The organism is Nostoc sp. S13, from assembly GCF_029379315.1.
GTDB lineage: Bacteria > Cyanobacteriota > Cyanobacteriia > Cyanobacteriales > Nostocaceae > Nostoc.
In genome coordinates this window covers 65,656-86,281 of sequence record NZ_JAQYWQ010000013.1, presented here as the reverse complement: position 1 = coordinate 86,281, position 20,626 = coordinate 65,656, and the positions used below count along the sequence as shown (strand labels likewise).

General features: G+C 40.7%; 20 protein-coding genes. 12 read left to right on the top strand and 8 right to left on the bottom strand.

What is annotated here, in order from left to right:
- Positions 1-84: 84 nt before the first annotated feature.
- The 9 genes from PUQ00_RS07070 to ureC all read left to right on the top strand — a co-directional run bounded on the left by PUQ00_RS07070 (position 85) and on the right by ureC (position 7,045).
- Positions 85-555, top strand: a complete 471-nt coding sequence (locus PUQ00_RS07070; protein ID WP_300414551.1) for a hypothetical protein — start codon at positions 85-87, stop codon at positions 553-555.
- A gap of 270 nt (positions 556-825) precedes the next feature.
- Positions 826-1,119 (top strand): hypothetical protein, encoded by a 294-nt coding sequence (locus PUQ00_RS07065; RefSeq protein WP_300414549.1) that lies wholly within the window; start codon positions 826-828, stop codon positions 1,117-1,119.
- A gap of 77 nt (positions 1,120-1,196) precedes the next feature.
- Positions 1,197-2,036 (top strand): urease accessory protein UreD, encoded by an 840-nt coding sequence (locus PUQ00_RS07060; protein ID WP_300414546.1) that lies wholly within the window; start codon positions 1,197-1,199, stop codon positions 2,034-2,036.
- A gap of 51 nt (positions 2,037-2,087) precedes the next feature.
- Positions 2,088-2,390 carry an urease subunit gamma gene (ureA, locus tag PUQ00_RS07055; RefSeq protein ID WP_300414544.1) on the top strand — a complete coding sequence of 101 codons (303 nt, stop codon included), beginning with the start codon at positions 2,088-2,090 and terminating at the stop codon, positions 2,388-2,390.
- 55 nt (positions 2,391-2,445) lie between these two features.
- Positions 2,446-3,627 (top strand): AAA family ATPase, encoded by a 1,182-nt coding sequence (locus PUQ00_RS07050; protein WP_300414542.1) that lies wholly within the window; start codon positions 2,446-2,448, stop codon positions 3,625-3,627.
- Positions 3,624-4,280: a DUF4276 family protein gene (locus tag PUQ00_RS07045; protein ID WP_300414540.1), complete on the top strand. Its 657-nt coding sequence runs from the start codon at positions 3,624-3,626 to the stop codon at positions 4,278-4,280. Before PUQ00_RS07050 ends, PUQ00_RS07045 begins: the two co-directional genes overlap by 4 nt.
- Positions 4,281-4,297: 17 nt before the next feature.
- The gene (locus PUQ00_RS07040) at positions 4,298-4,612 is read left to right on the top strand and encodes an urease subunit beta (protein ID WP_300414538.1); all 315 of its coding nucleotides are present in this window, start codon (positions 4,298-4,300) and stop codon (positions 4,610-4,612) included.
- Positions 4,613-4,643: 31 nt separating this feature from the next.
- Complete coding sequence (locus PUQ00_RS07035; protein ID WP_300414536.1) at positions 4,644-5,174, top strand: Coq4 family protein; 531 nt, start codon at positions 4,644-4,646, stop codon at positions 5,172-5,174.
- A gap of 155 nt (positions 5,175-5,329) precedes the next feature.
- A complete protein-coding gene (gene ureC, locus PUQ00_RS07030; protein ID WP_300414534.1) occupies positions 5,330-7,045 on the top strand; it encodes an urease subunit alpha in 1,716 nt (571 codons plus the stop codon).
- Between the two features lie 387 nt (positions 7,046-7,432).
- On the opposite strand, the gene PUQ00_RS07025 is transcribed toward ureC, so the two are convergent.
- Together PUQ00_RS07025 and PUQ00_RS07020 are read right to left on the bottom strand one after the other, a co-directional pair.
- The gene (locus PUQ00_RS07025; RefSeq protein ID WP_300414532.1) at positions 7,433-8,440 is read right to left on the bottom strand and encodes an ABC transporter substrate-binding protein; all 1,008 of its coding nucleotides are present in this window, start codon (positions 8,438-8,440) and stop codon (positions 7,433-7,435) included.
- Positions 8,416-9,729, bottom strand: coding sequence for an AAA-like domain-containing protein (locus PUQ00_RS07020; protein WP_300414531.1), 1,314 nt, complete (start codon positions 9,727-9,729; stop codon positions 8,416-8,418). Before PUQ00_RS07020 ends, PUQ00_RS07025 begins: the two co-directional genes overlap by 25 nt.
- Positions 9,730-10,068: 339 nt before the next feature.
- Here PUQ00_RS07020 and PUQ00_RS07015 point away from each other — a divergent pair, with 339 nt between their 5' ends.
- Both PUQ00_RS07015 and PUQ00_RS07010 read left to right on the top strand, forming a co-directional pair.
- Complete coding sequence (locus PUQ00_RS07015) at positions 10,069-11,214, top strand: hybrid sensor histidine kinase/response regulator (RefSeq protein ID WP_300414529.1); 1,146 nt, start codon at positions 10,069-10,071, stop codon at positions 11,212-11,214.
- A 184-nt stretch (positions 11,215-11,398) separates the two neighbouring features.
- On the top strand, positions 11,399-12,781 hold the full coding sequence (locus PUQ00_RS07010) for an aldehyde dehydrogenase (protein WP_300414527.1): 1,383 nt from the start codon (positions 11,399-11,401) through the stop codon (positions 12,779-12,781).
- Positions 12,782-12,868: 87 nt separating this feature from the next.
- Here the strand turns inward: PUQ00_RS07010 and PUQ00_RS07005 are convergent, their stop codons facing one another.
- The 3 genes from PUQ00_RS07005 to PUQ00_RS06995 all read right to left on the bottom strand — a co-directional run bounded on the left by PUQ00_RS07005 (position 12,869) and on the right by PUQ00_RS06995 (position 14,800).
- Positions 12,869-13,474: a sulfite oxidase-like oxidoreductase gene (locus PUQ00_RS07005; protein ID WP_300414525.1), complete on the bottom strand. Its 606-nt coding sequence runs from the start codon at positions 13,472-13,474 to the stop codon at positions 12,869-12,871.
- A gap of 468 nt (positions 13,475-13,942) precedes the next feature.
- A complete protein-coding gene (gene rpmF, locus PUQ00_RS07000) occupies positions 13,943-14,116 on the bottom strand; it encodes a 50S ribosomal protein L32 (RefSeq protein WP_094328804.1) in 174 nt (57 codons plus the stop codon).
- A gap of 183 nt (positions 14,117-14,299) precedes the next feature.
- On the bottom strand, positions 14,300-14,800 hold the full coding sequence (locus tag PUQ00_RS06995) for a hypothetical protein (protein WP_300414524.1): 501 nt from the start codon (positions 14,798-14,800) through the stop codon (positions 14,300-14,302).
- A gap of 199 nt (positions 14,801-14,999) precedes the next feature.
- Here PUQ00_RS06995 and PUQ00_RS06990 point away from each other — a divergent pair, with 199 nt between their 5' ends.
- The gene (locus PUQ00_RS06990; RefSeq protein ID WP_300414522.1) at positions 15,000-16,892 is read left to right on the top strand and encodes a caspase family protein; all 1,893 of its coding nucleotides are present in this window, start codon (positions 15,000-15,002) and stop codon (positions 16,890-16,892) included.
- Positions 16,893-17,019: 127 nt separating this feature from the next.
- Here PUQ00_RS06990 and PUQ00_RS06985 read toward each other — a convergent pair whose 3' ends face one another.
- The 3 genes from PUQ00_RS06985 to PUQ00_RS06975 form a co-directional block, all read right to left on the bottom strand.
- A complete protein-coding gene (locus PUQ00_RS06985; protein WP_300414521.1) occupies positions 17,020-17,397 on the bottom strand; it encodes a Mo-dependent nitrogenase C-terminal domain-containing protein in 378 nt (125 codons plus the stop codon).
- Between the two features lie 684 nt (positions 17,398-18,081).
- Positions 18,082-18,642 (bottom strand): Uma2 family endonuclease, encoded by a 561-nt coding sequence (locus PUQ00_RS06980; protein ID WP_300414519.1) that lies wholly within the window; start codon positions 18,640-18,642, stop codon positions 18,082-18,084.
- A 159-nt stretch (positions 18,643-18,801) separates the two neighbouring features.
- Positions 18,802-20,574 carry a ribonuclease J gene (locus PUQ00_RS06975; RefSeq protein ID WP_300414517.1) on the bottom strand — a complete coding sequence of 591 codons (1,773 nt, stop codon included), beginning with the start codon at positions 20,572-20,574 and terminating at the stop codon, positions 18,802-18,804.
- Between the last annotated feature and the right edge of the window lie 52 nt (positions 20,575-20,626).

The window sequence follows — 20,626 nt, the reverse complement described above, 5'->3', positions numbered from 1 at the left end:
TATCTTCTTCGATTTGTCAAGTTTTATTTATACCAAATTAGATGAGCTTACCCTGCATCCCAGGAAAAAGCTAATCTAATATTAATGCCAGATGAGGAATTCGTTAAATATATCTATAAAGTTTTTAATTTAATACAACACGATCAATATAAACTGCAATCTACTGGTATTGATGAACGGATATTTGATGATTTTGAATCAAGGCTAGTTGAATATCTCAAAGAAGAATTTAGTAAGATTCCTGATAAACAGTTATTTATTAAGCTAGAAGACGCTTTTGATGATATTAATAACTTAAAAATTGGACACGATCCAGACTATCGTTTTAGTCTAACTCCTCATGTCTACTTTATGAAGTATTTTTTAGAAAATGTATATTGCATATATTTAGCTTGGTTTCTGATTTACCAAGATGCTTTATTACCAAGTAAGGTTAATATCCTTGATATTGCAGCAGGGCCAGGAACAGTTGCTTATGGTTTAGCTTTATTTCTCCAAAGTAGTAGCGGTTTTTTTCATATTCCGCAAATGCACATATCTTACTACTCTTTATAAAAACAAGATGCTTTTCAGTTTCGTGGACTTCAGTTTTGGCGACGATATATAGAGTCGCGTCTAAGCACAGTAAATGCTTACTTCCGCTTTGTTACTACTGATATTTTTACTTGGGAAACTCAATCAAATAATCTACCCAAAGACTTTTTTGACTTTATCGTAATTTCCCACTGCTTATTCGCAGATCCAGCTAAGAGGGTTGAAGCTAATAATACTTACAAGCAAATATTCACCACTAGCTTAAAAAATTCAGGTTATGTTCTACTAATTGTGCAAGATAAAAAATTATTCAAAATTTATGATGTTCACCAAGTTGAAAACCAAGAACAAGAAAAAAATGTAGTGCATAAATTTCTGGCAGAACTGGGATTAGAGTTAGTCTGGTATAAATATCTAACTTCAACAGGTTCAAGAACACCTTTGTCCGGTGCTAATTTTGCTAAGTTTGCTCAAGATAAATTACCTAAAAAACTGTATATGACTCCAATACTCCAACAGTATTTTGGTCAGAAGCATCAGTCAAACTATACATTAGATGATTATGTAATCCTGGCGAAAAAATAATGATAAGTTGTAGGTAAAGTAGCAGAGAATGTATTAAATAAATACAAGGGTTCTGAACTTTACTTTTGAATTTATAAATGACTTGCAACTCAGAAACAGCAGAAGGTTGGCATGGCAAACTTAAATTAGTCTATGCCGATCGCCAGGGTAAAACCCAATTAATTTACAATCACCAACAAGCACCCCTGAAGGTACAACGCCCATTTTACCCAGAAGGTGAAAAAGTTTGTCATAGCGTCATTTTACATACAGCCGGGGGAGTTGTGGGAGGCGATCGCTTATCCTCTAACATCCACCTCCAACCCCAAGCCCAAGCCTTAATCACCACAGCTGCTGCAAGCAAGATATATCGTAGTAATGGCTTACAAGCTAGGCAAACTATCCAAATGCAAGTTGATGCTGGTGGTTGTTTAGAATGGTTGCCGCAAGAGACAATTTTATTTAACGGTGCAATTTATCGGCAAGATTTACGGGTAGAATTAGCAACCGAGGGCAGTTGGTTAGGCTGGGAAATTACCCGATTTGGTCGCAGTGCTAAAGGAGAAAAATTTTACCTTGGAGAATGGCGATCGCACACAGAAATTTGGCAGCAAGGTGTTCCTTTATGGATTGATCGGCAATGGTTACGGGGTAGCGAAGACATTTTCCACAGTCCCCACGGCTTGGCTGGAAAACCAATTGTAGGTAGTCTAGTTTGGGTTGGTAGTGCAGTTTCCGCAGAAATTGTCGAAAAAACCCGAAATTTATGGAATGGGGAAGGAGAAGCGGGTGTTAGCCGATTACAACATGGATTATTGTGTCGATATCGCGGTTCTTCCACATCTGAGGTGAGAAACTGGTTTATTAATGTTTGGCAATTGCTGCGAGTTTCTTCTTTGAATCGTGGTAATTGTATACCAAGAGTGTGGCAGGTTTGAACGTAGACGAGTAGCGGCTTGCCGCAGGCTACCACAGAGGAGGAAGTACGAATGCAACTTACGCCGCAGGAAAAAGATAAGCTATTAATTTTTACTGCTGCTTTATTAGCAGAAAGACGTAAAGGAAGGGGATTGAAACTGAATTATCCCGAAGCGATCGCTTATATTTCTGCTGCCATTTTAGAAGGTGCAAGAGATGGGCAAACTGTAGCTGAATTAATGAGTTATGGTACAACTCTATTGACGCGGAATGATGTCATGGAAGGGATACCTGAAATGGTGCATGAAGTACAGGTAGAAGCTACTTTTCCTGATGGCACAAAGTTAGTAACAGTACATAATCCAATTCGTTAAAGAAAAAGAACTTAATATAGGAGAAAGAGAAAATTAGGGAAATAAAGGTAACGAGATGCTATCACCATACCGATTAACATCAGTCAAAATTCAGGGTTATCGACCTTTTAGAAATTTTGAAGCGCCATTACAACCATTAGAAATTATTGTTGGTGCTAATGGTGCTGGAAAATCTAGTTTGTTTGAATTTCTGAGATTTTTACGAGAAAGTTTATCTCAAGATATACCAGCAGAAATAGTTCCTGATTCTATTGGTCAACAGATTTTTCATATTCCAGGCCCAGCTAAGTTTCAATGGGATATAGAAATTGATACAGGTCGTCCAGTTGGGATTAGATATTTAGGGGAACTCATGGGGCCTGTTGGTCGAACTCAAGTTTCCTATGAACGTGTAGAATCATCTAAACCTTTTAGTGATAAATACACTAATCCATATATATATATGGATATTAAAGGTAATAAAGGTGTTGTTCAAGACCCTGACACCAAAAAATTTGCACAGCAAGAGATTGCGCTAAAGCGGCCTAATCAGCTTGCTTTAAGTGTAATGACAAATCCATCACTTGAGGATTTATATAACTTACGTGAATATATTCGTGATTGGAAGTTTTACAGTTCTTTTAATATAGCAAATCAGAAAATTAGTAAATCAGTTCTGATTGAACAAGAACCTGTTTTACGTGAAGATGCAGGCAATTTAAGTTCAATTTTGTTTTTCTTAAAAAATGAACATGAATCAGCCTTTTATGAGCTACAACAACACTTGCGTTCTGTAATTCCTGGTTTTAAAGAATTGACAGTAAAAGCGCGTGGTGGTCCAGGAGAAGTAATAGCTTTTTGGCAGGAATCAGGAATTGATCAAGACCTTAGCCTTGCTGATTTATCAGACGGTATTCTACGTCTAATTTGTTGGATTTGTCTTTGTGTGCAGCCAAATCCACCCTCTTTAATTTGCATCGACGAACCAGATCAAGGCGTTCATCCTCGAACGCTTCCTGTTCTTGCTGGTTTATTTGAAAAAGCTTCTGAACGCACCCAAATTTTCTTGGCTACTCATGCTTCTTATTTCTTAACTCAATTTGACATATCTCAAATTGCTGTACTCAGAAAAGAAAATGGGGAAGCAAAGTTTATTAAACCTGGAAATTCTCAAGTTTTAATAGATATGCTTAATGATTTTGGCTCAGATGAAATAGAACAGTTACACCGTAGTGATGAATTAGAGCGACTTCCATGAAAGTTGAGATTTATGTAGAAGGCACATCTGATAAGAATGCAATGGAAGCATTATTATCACATTTGATTGAGGAAAAATTAGAACAGGGTATCAGGATCGAATTTTTTCCTGTTAAGGGAAGTAACAATGATAGAGGAGGGAATGCTAAGAAAGATTTACTGACAAAGACACCAACTAAAGCAGTAGATATTATTCGGAATAATCCAACTACAATTGTGGTGATAATGCCAGACTTATATCCTCAAAATGTAGGATTTGACCATGAAACTATTCAAGAATTAGAAAATGGGATATTAGATAATTTTAATCAAGTATTACAATCTAAAAGAATTACTGATAATCGCTTAATAGAGCGTTTTAGAGTTTTTTGCTTTAAATATGATTTAGAAGCATTAATTTTAGCTGCCGAATCCCAATTAATCAGCGTACTTGGTGTTAATTCTCTGGCTAGAACATGGACAAGACCAGTTGAAGAGCAAAATCATAATATTCCACCTAAAAACATTGTAGAGGAAATTTTTAGAAGATGTGGCAAGAAATATAAAGGCACTCTAGATGCAGCAAGAATATTAGGAAATGCTAGATATGAAGACATTGCAGAACAATGTCCTCAAGCTTTTGGACTTTTCGTCCAGTTCTTAGAAAATATTTAAATTTGGAAAAATAAATTATGATTCCTGGAGAAATTGTCACACCAGCAGGTGAAATCGAACTAAATGTTGGTCGTCCGACTGTAAAATTACAAGTGTCAAATACAGGCGATCGCCCCATACAAGTCGGTTCCCACTATCACTTTTATGAAGTCAACACCGCCTTAAATTTTGACAGAGAACAAGCGCGAGGAATGCGTCTAGATATCCCCGCAGGAACCGCAGTCCGCTTTGAACCAGGCGACGAAAAAGAAGTGACTTTAGTCCCCTTAGTCGGTAGCCGCCAAGTCTACGGCTTCAACGCTAAAATTAACGGAAACTTGCCACTAATCTAAAATAGAGTCAGACATTCATTGAGGATTTTATATGTTAATACCAGAACAGCGACGCATCAGCCGTGATTTTAAAACTATATTGAAATCAATGGTGTGTCTGTTTAGAGAACCAACTAATCTAGACTATATTTACAATCTGGAAGATGAGTTGCGTTACACTCAGGCGAGTTTACTAGCTGTTGAGTGGTTAAAAACTAAACCGGAAGTATTATTGTTGATTCAAGAACGTTATATTGCACCAAATCCTAATATCGAAGTATTGCTGCAATATCCTGAAGACTCATTAGGATATGCTTACGCGTTTTATATTAAAAAATCTGGTTTTGACCCCAGTTTTTATCGTCAAATACAAGTAGAAGACGATGTGAGTTATGTGCTGTTACGCAGCCGTCAAACTCATGATATTTGGCATGTAGTTACAGGTTTTAAGACTGATGGACTGGGAGAATTAGGTCTTAAAGCTTTTAAATTAGCTCAAACCCGCAGAAATTTAGCTGTTTTTTTGGTAGGAGGCGGGTTATTATTTATCCATTCTCGTCAAATCGCCAGATGTTCTCCCTAATTTATTAGAACAGATAGCTGTCGGCTACACAATGGGTTCAAAAGCAAAACCATTATTAGCACAAAAGTGGGAAGAACATTGGGATAAACCTTTATTAGAATGGAGAACTGAATTAGGAATTGATTTAGATATTTTAAATTAAGAGGAATGAGATAATGAGTTACAGAATGAATCGCCGCGCCTATGCCGAAACATACGGGCCGACAGTAGGCGATCGCATCCGACTTGCAGACACAGAATTATTTATTGAAGTTGAACAAGATTTCACCACTTACGGCGATGAAGTGAAATTCGGCGGCGGTAAAGTCATTCGAGACGGAATGGGACAATCTCCCATTTCTAATGCCGATGGTGCTGTTGATTTAGTCATTACTAATGCCTTAATTCTCGATTGGTGGGGTATTGTCAAAGCGGATATCGGCATTAAAGATGGCAAAATTTTCAAAATTGGTAAAGCCGGAAATCCTTATATTCAAAATAATGTAGATATTATTATTGGCCCCGGAACCGAAGCTTTAGCTGGTGAAGGAATGATTCTTACTGCTGGCGGTATCGATGCCCATATTCATTTTATTTGTCCCCAACAAATTGAAGTGGCGATCGCTTCTGGAATTACCACTATGATTGGTGGCGGTACTGGCCCAGCTACGGGTACAAATGCCACTACCTGCACCCCCGGTCCTTGGAACATTTACCGAATGCTGCAAGCTGCTGATGCTTTTCCCGTCAACTTAGGATTTTTGGGTAAAGGTAATGCCAGTCAACCCCAAGGACTTGTAGAACAAGTAGCCGCCGGTGCAATGGGGTTAAAACTTCATGAAGACTGGGGAACTACACCCGCAGCAATTGATACTTGCCTCAGTGTTGCCGATGAATATGATGTGCAAGTAGCGATTCATACTGATACCCTGAACGAAGCTGGATTTGTGGAAGATACGATCGCTGCTTTTAAGAACCGTACCATCCACACCTACCACACTGAAGGCGCAGGCGGCGGACACGCACCAGATATCATCAAAGTTTGCAGCCAAGCCAATGTTCTACCATCTTCCACCAATCCCACACGTCCTTACACTGTCAACACTTTAGATGAACACCTAGATATGTTGATGGTATGCCATCACCTCGACCCAGCGATCGCTGAAGATGTTGCTTTTGCCGAATCTCGCATCCGTCGGGAAACCATTGCTGCTGAAGACATTTTGCACGACTTAGGCGCATTTAGCATGATTTCTTCCGATTCTCAGGCAATGGGAAGGGTAGGCGAAGTGATAATTCGCACCTGGCAGACATCTCACAAAATGAAGGTACAACGGGGAACTCTTAACCCACAAGGAACAGAGCAAAAAGCAGATAACTTTAGGGCAAAAAGATATGTTGCTAAGTATACTATTAACCCGGCGATCGCTCACGGAATTGCTCAATATGTGGGTTCAGTAGAAGAGGGAAAATTAGCAGATTTATGTTTGTGGCGATCGGCATTTTTTGGGGTGAAACCAGAGATAGTGATTAAAGGCGGAATGATTGCATGGTCGCAAATGGGCGATGCTAACGCCAGTATTCCCACACCGCAACCAGTGCATATGCGACCGATGTTTGGTAGTTTTGCTGGTGCCCGTCATGCCACATCATTAACTTTTGTTTCGCAAGCAGCTTTAGAGAAAGAAATTCCTAGCCAGCTAGGTTTACAAAAGGTAGCAGTTGCAGTTTCTGGGACACGCCAATTGAGTAAGCGGGATATGAAGCTGAATGATGCACTACCCCACATTGAAGTAGATCCAGAAACCTATGAAGTCAGGGCAGATGGTGAGTTGCTAATTTGTGAACCTGCGACAGTTTTACCAATGGCACAGAGGTACTTTTTGTTTTAATTCATGACCGAGCAACTTACTGATTACGATAGTCCTTGGAAAGAAGTCAAAATAATTCGTAATTCGTAATGACGCTTGATGACTCGCTACCGCTTCTCTACGAGACGCTACGCGAACGCTAACGTAATTATTATACTATGGTTAAAGTCACTTGATCGACTTGATACGAATGATAAATATCATAGTAACGGGTTCATTCAAAAATCTCGGCGGCTTTGGGTGCAAGTTGGTTGGCATCCTGCTCAGGAAGATCCGCGTCAAAAAAGTGATAATTAATTTAACATAAATTAACACTCAGTCAGTGCAAATTGTGTAATGGGAGCGAGCGCTTGTTTTGAGGTAAGAATTAAAAACTTACCAGCAATGAATTTACCCTTGATAAATTCTTCATTGCTTGATATCTTCATCTTTAACCTGTTCAAATATAAATCCGCTTTCAAAAGGCCCGCCGCGACCTCTTACTACTTTGACAAGAACAGGTTCTTGTTGGCGATCGCCTCTATCATCAAAATGGAGTGGATACCCTGAAGTTTCGGTTGGTGAAAGATTAAAATTATTAGATTTGAGATTTTGCAAAACAGTCTGGCGAGAGGGATTGTTAGACATAGATATAGCTTTAATAAAAGCCTGAGTTGCATCATAAGCTGTAGCTGTGCGCCAGCTAATTTGTCCTCCCCATCTTTTCCTAGCTTCTTTTGCAAATTTTTTTGAATTTTTCTCTTCTGCAAACCAATCTACAGATATAACCAAATCTTCAAAAGCGTCTCCACCTGATTTTAAAGTGTCTTGATTATACAAAGGATTTCCTCCTAGCAGAGGCAATTTTTTGCTTCCCTGAGCGCGAGCAATTGCAAGTGCCACAGAAGTTAACTCTGTATTCGGAAATAGAACAATTGCATCTGCTTTATCTTGTTCATTAATTTTTAAAATTTCGGCAGATGTATCCAGTGAAGCATCAGCCAAATTTATAGTACGTAGAACTTTCTCATTGTTATCTTTAAATAAGCTTTCAAACTGTTCTTTTACGTTCTTACTATAAGTATCATCAGGATTGTAGAAAATAACTACTCTTTTATAGCTTTGATTCTTAGCATAATCAGCTAACTTCCCAGCATTCACTTCAGTAGAAAGTACTGTTCTAAAAAATACTCTGCTATTTAGTGAGGTACTTGTACTTCCTGGAGATATCATTGCTATACCAGCGCTCTCATACTGAGGTAGTGCAGCTTGACTACTTGGACTAGTATAGTGTCCAATAACTCCTAGAATATTTTGATTTTTAATTAACTCTCCAGCAACTTTTTGAGCTTGAGTTTGATCGCTGCCATCATTGGCAATTACTATATTTAAAAATCGCTGATTTATTCCACCTAAACTGTATGCTCTCCATTCCAAGGAAGTTGGAGGCGCTGTGCTAAATTCTGCACCTGTAGCCGATTTAACTCTGGTATTTCAATACCTTTCCCGACATTTAACGGCGATCGATTTCTATCTCTAGGAATGTAATCTTCTTTAGAATAGGCTATTACCAAACGGAGCTTTTTCCAAATAGGGTTAGTTGTGCGCTTATCGTACCAAGCTCGTAGTAATGCAAGAAAATCACTAGCTATGTGATAGGAAAATATGACATCAATATTATCTAATCCCAAAACGAGCGGACTATTTATTGCTGGCAATAAATATTCTTCAAAGTAGTTTGTACAGTCTATATTGTTACTCACTGTACTTTTCCACTTCTCAGCCAGTTTATCTGGTAGATTTAATTTTCTGACTATGCTGGTGCAAAACCATTGCAAGAAAGGCTTCGGAGTATTGAACAGTTTTTTTTCTGGCTCTTGAAAGTCTACTCGTACTGCTTTATAGCCTTGCTGAGTTCCATAATCCAAAATCTGGCTCATTAAGTAGGTTTTACCCCATTGCAAAGGCGCTCTCAACCGAATTAATCCTCCTGGCCTATTTACTTCCTTGTAACAATTAGAATAAAAGGCTTTATCAAAAAACGGAAATTCCAGTTCTGGGGATGGTTCTGGATCTAACAAACCCCTCAAATCAGACCAATTTGAAGCTAAATTCACCTGTCCATCAGGCAATACTGGTTCTGCAACTGGCAAAGGAGGATGAGCAGATGAGGCGATGAGCGGAAATAATTGTTCGTCTCTCAATTCCCCATTTTCCGAATCTTCCACTCTTCTACTCTCACCGTCTGCCAGTAAACTAAAAATTTCGTGTAAAATCCTGGGAGTATCGGCGGGTGAATTCCACTCTCGCTGTTGAACCTGTTGTAAGTAGCCCCGCAAATCATAATTCAGTGGCATACTCCAAGGGAATTTAACACGAATGGGCAAAATCACTGGCTTATGCCGATCGCTGCTATCCTGTAACTCTTTGGCCTGTCTCACCTCTTCTGTCACCATCTCGCTAATTGCCGATCGCTCAGACAACAGCAACAAAAAATAATCACACAGTTTTAATTCTTCATCAATGCGCTGGGGCCATTTTTCTCCCAAACGAATACTCTCGCCCGCCATGAATGCTTCGTGTCCAGCAGCTTTAATGGCTTCATAAAAATTCTGGGCAAGGCTCAAGTCTGGATCTTGGCTGCGGTAGCTAATGAAAAATCTGGCGCTTTTGCTGGCTGCTGGCAAAGTTGGCATAGTCGGATAAATATCCAGAAATTTTGACAAATTTGACTATATTCTTGCAATTTACGGAATCGAAGCTAGTTTCTACTTTTCTATAAACAACTTGCTAGTAGCCGATACACGACCTACTGATACATTTGGTAACTAAAATGGTACTGCTATCCTCTGTATTCAGTTCTAGAAGTTTACGAGCCATAATTCAATTAGTTTGTGGCTATTTGTTAAAAAGGTAAGTAAAGTAGTTTTGAAAATACATTTATATAAATTTATTGGTAAACAATTTTTCTTGGGAGGGGGTTTACCTAAAAGTACTATTTAAAAAACTATACCAATAAACCAGTTTCCTAAAAAATTTACTTTTACCCCGTACCTTGCATCTATATGACTTCACAATCTTCTCGCTCTGACAAAATTCTGGTTGTTGATGACTCTCCTGATAACGTGTTTTTGATCAAAACTATTTTGGAGGAGGAAGGTTACACGATTAGTACCGCCGAAAATGGGATTTCCGCCTTGGCAGAATTGAAAGCTTCTCCTTGTGACTTGGTTCTGCTGGATCTGATGATGCCAGGTATGGACGGGTACGAAGTCACCAAACACATTCGCAAAGAGATGAAATTGCCGCAATACATCCCCATATTGCTGATCACTGCCCACGACGCGCCCAATGTCGCCCACGGTTTAGACTTGGGTGCTGATGATTTTATCCGTAAACCTGTAACAGTAGATGAATTACTGGCACGAGTGCGATCGCTCCTACGCTTGAAGCATAGTATGGATGAACGTGATGAAATTGCCCGCCAGCGAGAAGATTTTGTCTCCCGCCTCACCCACGACTTACGCACTCCCTTAGTGGCCGCTGATCGCATGTTGATGCTATTTCAGCAAGGTGCATTGGGAACATTATCACCACAAATGCAGGAAGTAATCGCCATCATGGCCCGTAGCAATATCAACCTGCTTTCTATGGTCAATACCTTATTGGAAGTTTATCGCTTTGAAGCAGGTCGCAAAACTTTAGCATTTCAACCGGTTAATTTGGAAAGATTGCTAGAGGAGGTGAATGGAGAATTAGCACCCCTAGCTCAAGAAAAAGCACTGTCCATTAATCTAGACAAAACTTCGGAATCAAGCACAAACACAGTGATGGGCGATCGCTTGGAATTGCATCGTCTATTCACTAATCTGATCGGCAATGCGATCAAATTTACCGATTCTGGGTCTGTGACTATTCGTTTTACTTCTCAACGCCAGTTCGACAAAAGTAGTCAATCTCAGTTCTCCGGAAAATCCAATTCGGTTGACTACATTAGAATTGAAATAGCGGATACAGGCCCAGGTATTCCCCCTGAAGAACAAGCCACCATATTTGAACGATTTCGCCAAGGCAGTCATAAGAGTTCTGGTAGTGGCTTAGGACTGTACCTGGCTCGTCGAATTGTCGAGGCACATCAAGGCATTATTCTGCTTAATTCGGAGTTGGGCAAAGGTAGTGTATTTATTGTGCTTCTACCCACCAAAACATGAGAAACTTACCATTTATAAAATATGGAATGATTTACCCTGATAATTCATAATTTATAAAATTACTACTTTCTACCAATAATTTAAAGTAAATATTAAAATTAGAAAGTCAAACCCGAAAAAGTGACGAATTAAATCTGCCGACATAGCAACGCTAATATTAAATAGTTTTTTAAGGGACAAAACAATGATTACTACTGAATTATCTAACATTGGTCTTATTATCCAGAATCAACGAGAGTTTTTTCAAACTGGCAAAACTAAAGATGTCAATTTTCGCATTGAACAACTCAAAACTCTCAAGCAAGCAATTATTGAGCATGAACAGTCAATAGTCGAGGCATTACAAGGGGATTTACATAAACCAGAATTGGAGACTTACCTTACAGAAATCGGCGTAATTAAGGACATTGATTATGCTATAAAACATCTTAAAATCTGGAGTAAGCCCAAAAAAGCAGCCGTTTCGTTTGATTTTTTTTCCTACTCAGCGAGAATTTATCCAGAACCTTTAGGGGTTGTCTTAATTATTGGGCCTTGGAACTATCCATTTCAGTTAATTATCTCACCGTTAATAGGTGCGATCGCAGCCGGGAATTGTGCAATTATCAAACCTTCAGAAATTGCTTCTCATACTTCCGGTATCATCGCTAAAATTGTTGCCAAACATTTTGACCCCGCTTATATTGCAGTTGTTGAAGGAGGCGTGGAAGCAAGTGAAAAACTATTGGCAGAAAAGTTTGACCATATCTTTTTTACTGGTGGTACAGCCGTCGGCAAAATCATCATGGCAGCAGCAGCAAAATATCTTACACCAGTTACTTTAGAATTGGGCGGTAAAAGTCCTTGTATCGTAGATAATGACATTAATCTTGAGCATACTGTCAGACGAATTACTTGGGGCAAATTTATTAATGCTGGACAAACTTGTATCGCCCCTGATTATCTTTTAGTTGATAAAAAAATCAAAAAAGATTTAATAGATGGGCTGGAAAAATGCCTAAAAGAATTTTATGGTGATAATCCCGCAAATAGTCCTGATTATGCCAGGATTATTAGTCAAAAACACTTTGATAGATTGGTTAACTTTCTCAAAGATGGTAAAGTTCTCATTGGTGGAAAAACTCAACCTTCAGAGCGTTATATTGCCCCCACAGTGATTGATAATGTCTCTTTGGAAGATTCTGTTATGCAGGAAGAAATTTTTGGCCCCATTCTACCGATCATTGAATATACTGACATTGCAGAAGCGATCGCTTTGATTAACTCTAAACCTAAACCCTTGGCGTTATACTTATTTTCTCAAAACAAAAACCTGCAAAAGCGAGTTTTGCAGGAAACTTCATCTGGTGGAGTTTGTATTAACGACACGGTGATGCAGGTTGGTGTCTCGTCTTTACCATTTGGTGGGGTAGGAGATAGCGGTATTGGCAACTATCACGGCAAAGCTAGTTTTGATACTTTTTCCCATGATAAAAGTGTATTGAAAAATTCTTTTTGGCTGGATTTAAAATGGCGATACGCTCCTTATGAGGGCAAATTGCCGCTAATCAAGAAACTTTTAGGTTAAAAGTAAAAGTTATGAGTTATGAATTTTTAACTCCTAACTCCTAACCGGAGGCGGAGCGTCTCCGCCTCCACTTCTAACTCCTAACTTTTAAAATCCAAAAGCGTTGCTGTAACGCTCCTCAGCCCAAGGTTCACCACGGCGATGGTAGCCATTGCGTTCCCAAAAACCAAGTTCTTCACCAGCTAAAAACTCTAAACCATTAATCCACTTAGCACTTTTCCAAGCGTAGAGGTGGGGTACAACTAGCCGCATCGGCCCACCGTGTTCAGATGGAAGGGCTTCACCAAAGACTTTAAAGGCAAAGAAGTTTTCTTCGCGCATAAAATCTTCTATAGAAATATTTGTAGTGTAGCCACCGTAGCAGTGTTCCATAATGTGGGCTACTTTGGGGTCTAGCTCAATCAGACCCATGAAATCTGCCACTTTAATACCAGTCCATTTGACATCCAGTTTAGACCAGCGCGTTACACAGTGGAAGTCTGCTGTGAATTCGTGTTGAGGCAGCGCCATAAAGTCTGACCAACTAAAGGTAGCAGGTTTTGCCAAACCCCAAACTCGAAACTCCCATTCCTCAATGCTGACTTGGGGAGTTGCACCGTAAGTTAAGACGGGGAAACCTTTAGCTAAGTGTTGACCAGGAGGGACGCGTTCGCCCTCTTCCTTGCCTGGTTTCTGAAAAAATTTTCCTAGCATAGTTGGAGAAAAATAAGTTTTCTCAAGATATTTACAAACTTTTTTGCAAATACTCTTTATACGATTACTTGATCATTACTCATCAATGATAGGTAATGGGTAATGGATGTTCCCAATTACTCACTACCAATTTTTTTGATCTAATGAGTTTGTGTAGAGTATCTATTATTCATAATCCAATCAGGAAAGCTAAGAAAAAGCGTTTATTCAGTGGTAATAAGATTTATTGGTGACTTTGACCATCAAATCTATTGGTGCTGTTCATGCTTTTCCTGACTGGGAAATTATCGAACAGAATTCAGGAGTCAGGAGTCAGAATACAGAATGAATTCTGTACGACTGGTGGATGAATAATTGGGTTTAAGACCCCCACCAAATTTTCTTGTTTTGTGGTCAACAAGAAAGTCGCGGGTCTGAATCCCCGACTGATTGATTCTGACTCCTGAATTCTGACTTCTGAATTCTTCTTCAAGATTCTTCTTCCTCTTCTTCAGCAGCTGGATAGACAAATGTAGAACGTCCAGTCAAAATTGACTTGCCCAAAGAGAGAGCTTTCTGAGCTTCGACGACGGCTTTATGCCTCCAGGTAGCTCGACGTTTATCTCGTTTTGATTTTGAAGTTTTCTTCTTAGGAACAGCCATGTCAGCAGGTATCGCGATTCTTGACAACCTTCTTATTCTAGGCCATCCATTGACGCTAAGGACAACAGTTGAGTTAGGAATAAGTAAGTTGAATTGATTCGGTTGAGACTGAAGTGGGGACACCGGCGCACCCTGCGGGAAGCAACTACGGACTTCTTTGGATGTCGATCAATACTAAACCCGCTATTTTGGGGTTGACAGACTGCTAGCTGCTGGAACTGTATTAGAGGTTGTCGGCTTTTTTTCAAAGAAAAGTAGCGATCGCGCAGTTTTGAAGTAAGTAGCCCAAATTTGAGCATCAGGGCGCGATCGCCATTGTGGACGACTGACTTCTAATGTCAGAACTGGTGCGATCGATCCATAATTTTGTACGGACACAATGATTGAAACATCTGTCACCAAGATATCTTGGTCGAAACTCCGTTGAGCAGCTGCCCTAGCGGCTGCTTCCGCTCTGGTGAGAACGGTTTCGTAGTTTTCATCTGGCAGGCGGTCAATAGCTAGATCAACTCTAGCGGTGTAAGCTTGCACAACCTTATGTGCGATCGCTTCCGTTAAAAACCACGCAGGAACAGTAGATATGAGCAAAACTACTAAAGGAACTATCCGGATTCTTCTGGCAATTTGGCTAATAACTGAAAAGGGAGTGATCGATGATGGTAGGTGAGCAGAAATCTTGCTCATGACCTTCTATCTCCTTAGTGATGATTTTTTATTGAAATTAGGTGAAAGTATTTTCCGAACAAATAACGTAATAAAAATTACATTCTAGCTGAAGATTCGATCAGAATCACCTAGACTACAAGACATAGGTTAGCTTTGTTTTTTGGGCAAAGCCAACCGCAATTTTAAGACCAGCAAACAATAACTGACAAAGAGCGGGATGGCAAATTACTGGGCGATCGCGATTGGCATCAATCAATATCAGTTATTTCAACCTTTAAGTTGTGCCCAAGCAGATGCTGAGGCAGTAGAGAATTTTTTGGCGACAGAGGCAGGTTTTGTCCCCAAACACTGCCTATTAATGACAGATACTTCGCCGCCGATTGGGGATAGATCCACCTATCCGACGAAGGAGAATATTCTGCTGCTGCTTGAGGATTTGGCAGCGACAAGTTGGCAACCGGAAGACTATCTGTGGTTATTCTTTAGCGGTTATGGGGTCAACTACAAAGGCAAAGATTACTTAATGCCAGCAGAAGGCAACCCGGAACTCGTGCCAGAGACTGGCATAGAATTGCGATCGCTAATGCAAAGCCTGCAACTTGCTGACCTAAATGTATTGCTAATACTCGATATCAACCGCGCTTTTGGCACCCAAGCGGATGCTCCCGTTGGTGAAGAAACAATAGAACTAGCCCAAGAGCTGCAACTGGCGACAATTCTTTCTTGCCAACCAGAGCAATTTTCCCATGAAAGTAGCGAATTAGGTCATGGATTCTTTACAGCAGCTTTGTTAGAAGCTTTGCGTTCTGGCAATGGCAGCAACTTGGCAGATTTAGAAAGCTACCTAAGCCTGCTCATGCCAAAATTATGTCAACACCACTGGAATCCTGTCCAAAACCCTGCCACTATCATCCCATCAAGGCAGCAAGTAATCTTGCCAAAATTGGCAATGGAAAGTGACTTTCAAGCAGAATCGGTGATTTATCCAGAAGAATCCTTTGCTGTTGCCCTTGCGGCTCCCCCTCTCGACGATTACCCTAGAACTTCAGCAGATCGGGGTAGATGGGGAGAAGCTACTGTGAACTCCTCCCAACAGGTGAAGGCTCACAAGGTCGAGAAATCTAAAGCTCAAAAAGTCCAGGAGTCGGCTACCGGCTTAGTTTCCCAGCCAATGTCGGAAACTTCCTTGGGAGTTAATACCAGAGGAAGATTTATCCCCAATTCCTCCCAAGCCTACGTCTCTCGATTGCCATCGAATCAGCCGGGTATCCCTTTTTGGAAACAGTTTATCTTATGGGGCGGAGGTAGCTTGCTGGTAGCAGGTTTAATTGCCGTAGTTTTTCTCCGTAATCAAGAAACTTTTAGAATTAAGCAAATATCAAACACATCACCCAATGCTACTGCTAGCGATCGCCAGGTTATCCAGAATTTACCAAGCGATGTCACTCCACCAATTAGACTCAACAATCAATCTAGCGCCCAAATAGCCTCTAGTTCCGAGTCAAAAAAGCGGAATCAAGCAGTATTAGACTTGGCGAAAATGTCCCTCAGACAAACTCAGGCCAGCGATTTGAGCATGGCGATCGCTACAGCCGGGAAAATTAAACCCGGTGAACCACTGTACGAACAAGCTCAGGAGAATATTAAGATTTGGAGCCAAATGATTTTAGATTTAGCAGATGGTCGTGCGAAGCAAAGACAGTATGCTAGCGCTATTGCTGCCGCTCGATTAATCACCAAAGATGAAGCCCCCTATGCCAAAGCACAAGCAGCAATTAACCTGTGGCGGCTAGAGGGCAAGCAGTATGTGAGTAACAAAACTCTTTTAGATGCAGCTAATGCCTTGATTAAGTCTGGACAGGCATCTACCTACAATCGGGCGATCGAAGTTGCCAAGAAAGTACCACCAAGTCAACCAGGCTTCGATACTGCCCAAAAATCGATCAATAACTGGAGCGAGAAAATTTTAGATTTGGCCAAGCGTCGCGCCGCCGAAGGAGAACGTAATGCCGCAATTTCGACCGCTGCTTTAGTACCAGAGGAGACAGGCGCTTACGAAGATGCTCAGGATGCTATCCAAAAATGGCAAAAAAATATAGTAAAAAAATAGTTATGAGTTAATAGTAAGGAGTAAGGAGTTAGGAGTTAGGAGTTAGAAGTTTTAATTCCTCACTCATCACTCCTCACTTTTCCTTCAGGACGGGCTAAACCCTAGCTATCCGCTAAAGCACTCTCTATTAGCAGTACTGCGACACATCTTCGCCACAATCGTCGGCTAGATAGCACATTGCTCGGAAACGTAAACCAACCACTTCTTCATATAAGGGATTAAGCTTGCACATGGGCGGAATGTGAAACAGAGTTTTCCCAAATAATTTGACATCTCGTTCAAAGGGACACTGAGATGGAATCAGTTTGCACAAGCGGTGAGCTACTTGGCGATCGCGGACTTGAATGCTGTCTATCTGCTGCCGTAGGGGTTGGAGAATATCCCAGTTAGGCTTGGAAACAGGAGGATTTAGCTGGGTTATTTTATGGTCACTAGTCTCTGCTTGATTGATTGATACCCAGCTTGCCAGAAAAATCTTTTTTGTGGTAATGTCGAATACCTTCATGGTTAATCCCCTGTATAATTGAGGCTATTCACCTTTTTGATGAATATATACAACGTGGCGACGACCTTTACCGGAAGAATCGCGTTCTGACTGCGATATAATGTAATACCTCAATCGCCACTTAAGTCAGAACTTAATTTATTACTACGTCAAGTTAATCCCAATTTTCCGGGGATCGGTAGTGTAATATTATGATCTTGTTCATAACTTGACATACTTAAGATTTTAGTAAAGACATCTGTCATTCAATAGGTTTTAGTGTAGCATTTACAAACCTTAATATAAGGTCTTGCTGCAACTATTTTTGCTAAGTATAAATATTGGTAATAGCCTAGTAGGCGTTTTTCCTCTCTGTATTCCCACCTGCCGACGTCGCCGCGTCCTGTTCATTGCTGGCTGTTTTGAATTTGCAGGAGGCATAACAGTCCATTGATGCCAATACCATCGTATTTCTCCTCTTGAGCATGATGGTAGTTAATGCCAACCGATGCTATTCAGGTTTAGGCGATCGCAATCAATAGACTTATCCGGAAATGAGAACTTTATTTGGCTGAAACCTAGCTCTGGAGAGGGTTTTAGAGGTTCCTGTTTTATATAAGCTAAAAAGCCAGCTATGTAAGGGTTTCAGCTATTTTGAGGTTTATTTGTGGATAAGTCTAATCAGTATTTTTTTGTCAAATAAGCTTAAGCTGAAAGCACCTGCTGGGCTGTCAGGGTTAATTCTGGGAACGTTAGAGAAACAATCCGTTCCTCTCCCATAAACAAAGTTTGCTTGTAACTGGACTGATTTAGCAAACACACAGTTACTTTATTTTCCAAGGGGTCAATAATCCAATACTCGACCACACCTATAGCTGCATACTCAGAGGTTTTTTGATTATAGTCCCGGTCAATAGATTCAGGGCTTACCACTTCAACTAAAAGGGGTGGAGCAGTTTTGAGAATAGCCGAGGTAGTCTCAATACTTTTTGCCTGTTCATTGGTAATTACACAAATATCAGGTCTTCTAAGTTGTTTATTGGTCAGCACTTCTGTACCGTTAGGGCGCGGTTGTAAAGGCAGTCCCATTTTTTGAATTTCTAAAAAAAAGCGAACTAAGAGTAGGGTGATAATCGCCTCATGTTTGCCAGTACCAGGAGGCATTTCTACCAGCACCTCATCCTCAATTTCATAACGCTTGTCTGTGCCATCATCAAAATTGATGTATTCCTCAAGAGTAGTAATTTTTATTGGTGTTTTAGTCATAGCGATCACCTCCAAGAACTATAGACAAGTTCTTTACCATCATAAAAGACCCTATCTCACGCCAAAGCGCAAAGACTTTGAGAAAAACTCTGCGTCTTTGCGCGGCAATCGCTGATGGGGAGCCACTGCGTTGCCTCTGCGTTAAATTTTTATCTTACCCTATGATGCTACCTGAGCAGCAGTCCGAGTCCGCCGTCTTCTTCCATCAGCAACTTTCACAGGCGGCTCATCAGGAATTTGCATCAACAAAGTCACAGATGGCTGACATTGCAATTCTCGGCGGATGGAACGTTGCAATTCTCGTTCTAAAGTACCTTGCAATCCACCCCAGTCTATATCTGCTGCTTCACCTTCCCCAGCAGCAAATTCTGACCAACGCACAGTGAGGATTTCTTCAATCCGTTGTTTTACCCAGGTTTGCAGGAGCGATCGCTCTACACTTGTGACTACACCTCGGAGGTGAACTTCTGGTTTTGCCAACAGTTTACCATTCCAATCAATGGCAGCTGCGATCGTAATAATGCCCTCTGAAGCCATACGTTGCCGTTCTTGTAAAACTTTGGCACTTACCATACCCGAACTAGTAGTATCCACCAGTTCTATACCAGATGGCACTTTACTAGCGGCGCGAATAGAATCTTCAGTCAGTTCGACAACATCACCATTCTGAATAATGATCATGTTTTCTGCGGGAATACCCATACTTTGAGCCGTTTCTGCGTGCTTCACTAGCATCCGATGTTCGCCGTGAAATGGCACAAAGAACTTGGGTCGAGTTAAGGCAATCATCAGCTTTTGCTCTTCCTGACAGCCGTGACCAGAGACGTGAATCCCTTTATCCCGACCATAAACTACTTTCGCTCCCTGAATCATCAACTTATCGATGGTGTTGACTACAGCGATCGTATTTCCGGGAATTGGGTTAGCAGAAAATACTACGGTATCTCCTTGGCGGATTTTAATGTGAGGATGTTCTTTGTTGGCAATGCGGGTCATTGCTGCCATCAATTCACCCTGAGAACCTGTAGTTAAAATTAGTACTCTCTCATCAGGTAGATTGCGGACTGCGTGCAATGGTTGCAGCAGATTATCGTCACACTTGATGTAACCTAAATTGCGGGCATGAGCAATCAAGTTCAGCATGGAACGCCCCACAATCGTCACTACACGGTTTTGCTTCTTGGCGATATCCAAAATCATGTTGATGCGATGCACGCTGGAAGCAAAGGTAGTGACAAATAATCGCCCAGTGGCTTGACTAAATACTCTTTCCAGATTGGGATAAACTGACCGTTCAGAAGGTGTAAATCCTGGCACTTCCGAGTTAGTTGAATCACTTAGAAGGCAAAGAACGCCTTTTTCGCCATGTTCTGCTAGGCGTTGCAAATCAAACTTTTCACCATCCACTGGGGTATGGTCAATTTTAAAATCCCCTGTGTGAATGACTACACCAAGGGGAGTATGAATGGCAACAGTGAAACTATCAGCGATGGAGTGGGTATTACGGATATATTCCACCAAAAAGTTTTTGCCAATCCGCACGACATCACGGGGTAGAACAGTTCTGATTTCTGTGCGATCGCGCACTCCTGCTTCTTCCAATTTACCCTCTAGCATTGCCATTGCTAGTCTTGGCCCATAAATCACAGGGATATCAAATTGCTTGAGATGAAAAGCAATCCCGCCAATATGGTCTTCATGACCATGAGTAACGATCATCCCTTTAATTTTGTGACGATTTTCCCGCAGATAGGTCGTATCTGGCAGAACAATATTTACTCCATGCATCGCCTCTGTGGGAAAAGCCAATCCGGCATCTAAGAGGATAATTTCATCGTCATACTCAAAAAGACAGGTATTTTTCCCAATTTCATGTAAACCGCCCAAAGGAATAATTTTCAAGGCGGAATTATTAGCTTCGTTTTTAGCCATTTTCTCCTTAGATTGTTACTTGTGGTTAATTAAGTTGATAGTTAACGAACTT

Bases quoted from the DNA above. Each gene is read 5' to 3' on its own strand.
- PUQ00_RS07060 (WP_300414546.1), top strand. From the start codon at position 1,197: ATGACTTGCAACTCAGAAACAGCAGAAGGTTGGCATGGCAAACTTAAA.
- PUQ00_RS07010 (WP_300414527.1), top strand. From the start codon at position 11,399: ATGATTACTACTGAATTATCTAACATTGGTCTTATTATCCAGAATCAA.
- PUQ00_RS06985 (WP_300414521.1), bottom strand. From the start codon at position 17,397: ATGAAGGTATTCGACATTACCACAAAAAAGATTTTTCTGGCAAGCTGG.
- PUQ00_RS06990 (WP_300414522.1), top strand. From the start codon at position 15,000: ATGGCAAATTACTGGGCGATCGCGATTGGCATCAATCAATATCAGTTA.
- PUQ00_RS06975 (WP_300414517.1), bottom strand. From the start codon at position 20,574: ATGGCTAAAAACGAAGCTAATAATTCCGCCTTGAAAATTATTCCTTTG.
- PUQ00_RS07045 (WP_300414540.1), top strand. From the start codon at position 3,624: ATGAAAGTTGAGATTTATGTAGAAGGCACATCTGATAAGAATGCAATG.
- ureA (WP_300414544.1), top strand. From the start codon at position 2,088: ATGCAACTTACGCCGCAGGAAAAAGATAAGCTATTAATTTTTACTGCT.
- PUQ00_RS07040 (WP_300414538.1), top strand. From the start codon at position 4,298: ATGATTCCTGGAGAAATTGTCACACCAGCAGGTGAAATCGAACTAAAT.
- PUQ00_RS07005 (WP_300414525.1), bottom strand. From the start codon at position 13,474: ATGCTAGGAAAATTTTTTCAGAAACCAGGCAAGGAAGAGGGCGAACGC.
- ureC (WP_300414534.1), top strand. From the start codon at position 5,330: ATGAGTTACAGAATGAATCGCCGCGCCTATGCCGAAACATACGGGCCG.
- PUQ00_RS06980 (WP_300414519.1), bottom strand. From the start codon at position 18,642: ATGACTAAAACACCAATAAAAATTACTACTCTTGAGGAATACATCAAT.
- PUQ00_RS06995 (WP_300414524.1), bottom strand. From the start codon at position 14,800: ATGAGCAAGATTTCTGCTCACCTACCATCATCGATCACTCCCTTTTCA.
- PUQ00_RS07050 (WP_300414542.1), top strand. From the start codon at position 2,446: ATGCTATCACCATACCGATTAACATCAGTCAAAATTCAGGGTTATCGA.
- PUQ00_RS07070 (WP_300414551.1), top strand. From the start codon at position 85: ATGCCAGATGAGGAATTCGTTAAATATATCTATAAAGTTTTTAATTTA.
- rpmF (WP_094328804.1), bottom strand. From the start codon at position 14,116: ATGGCTGTTCCTAAGAAGAAAACTTCAAAATCAAAACGAGATAAACGT.
- PUQ00_RS07035 (WP_300414536.1), top strand. From the start codon at position 4,644: ATGTTAATACCAGAACAGCGACGCATCAGCCGTGATTTTAAAACTATA.
- PUQ00_RS07015 (WP_300414529.1), top strand. From the start codon at position 10,069: ATGACTTCACAATCTTCTCGCTCTGACAAAATTCTGGTTGTTGATGAC.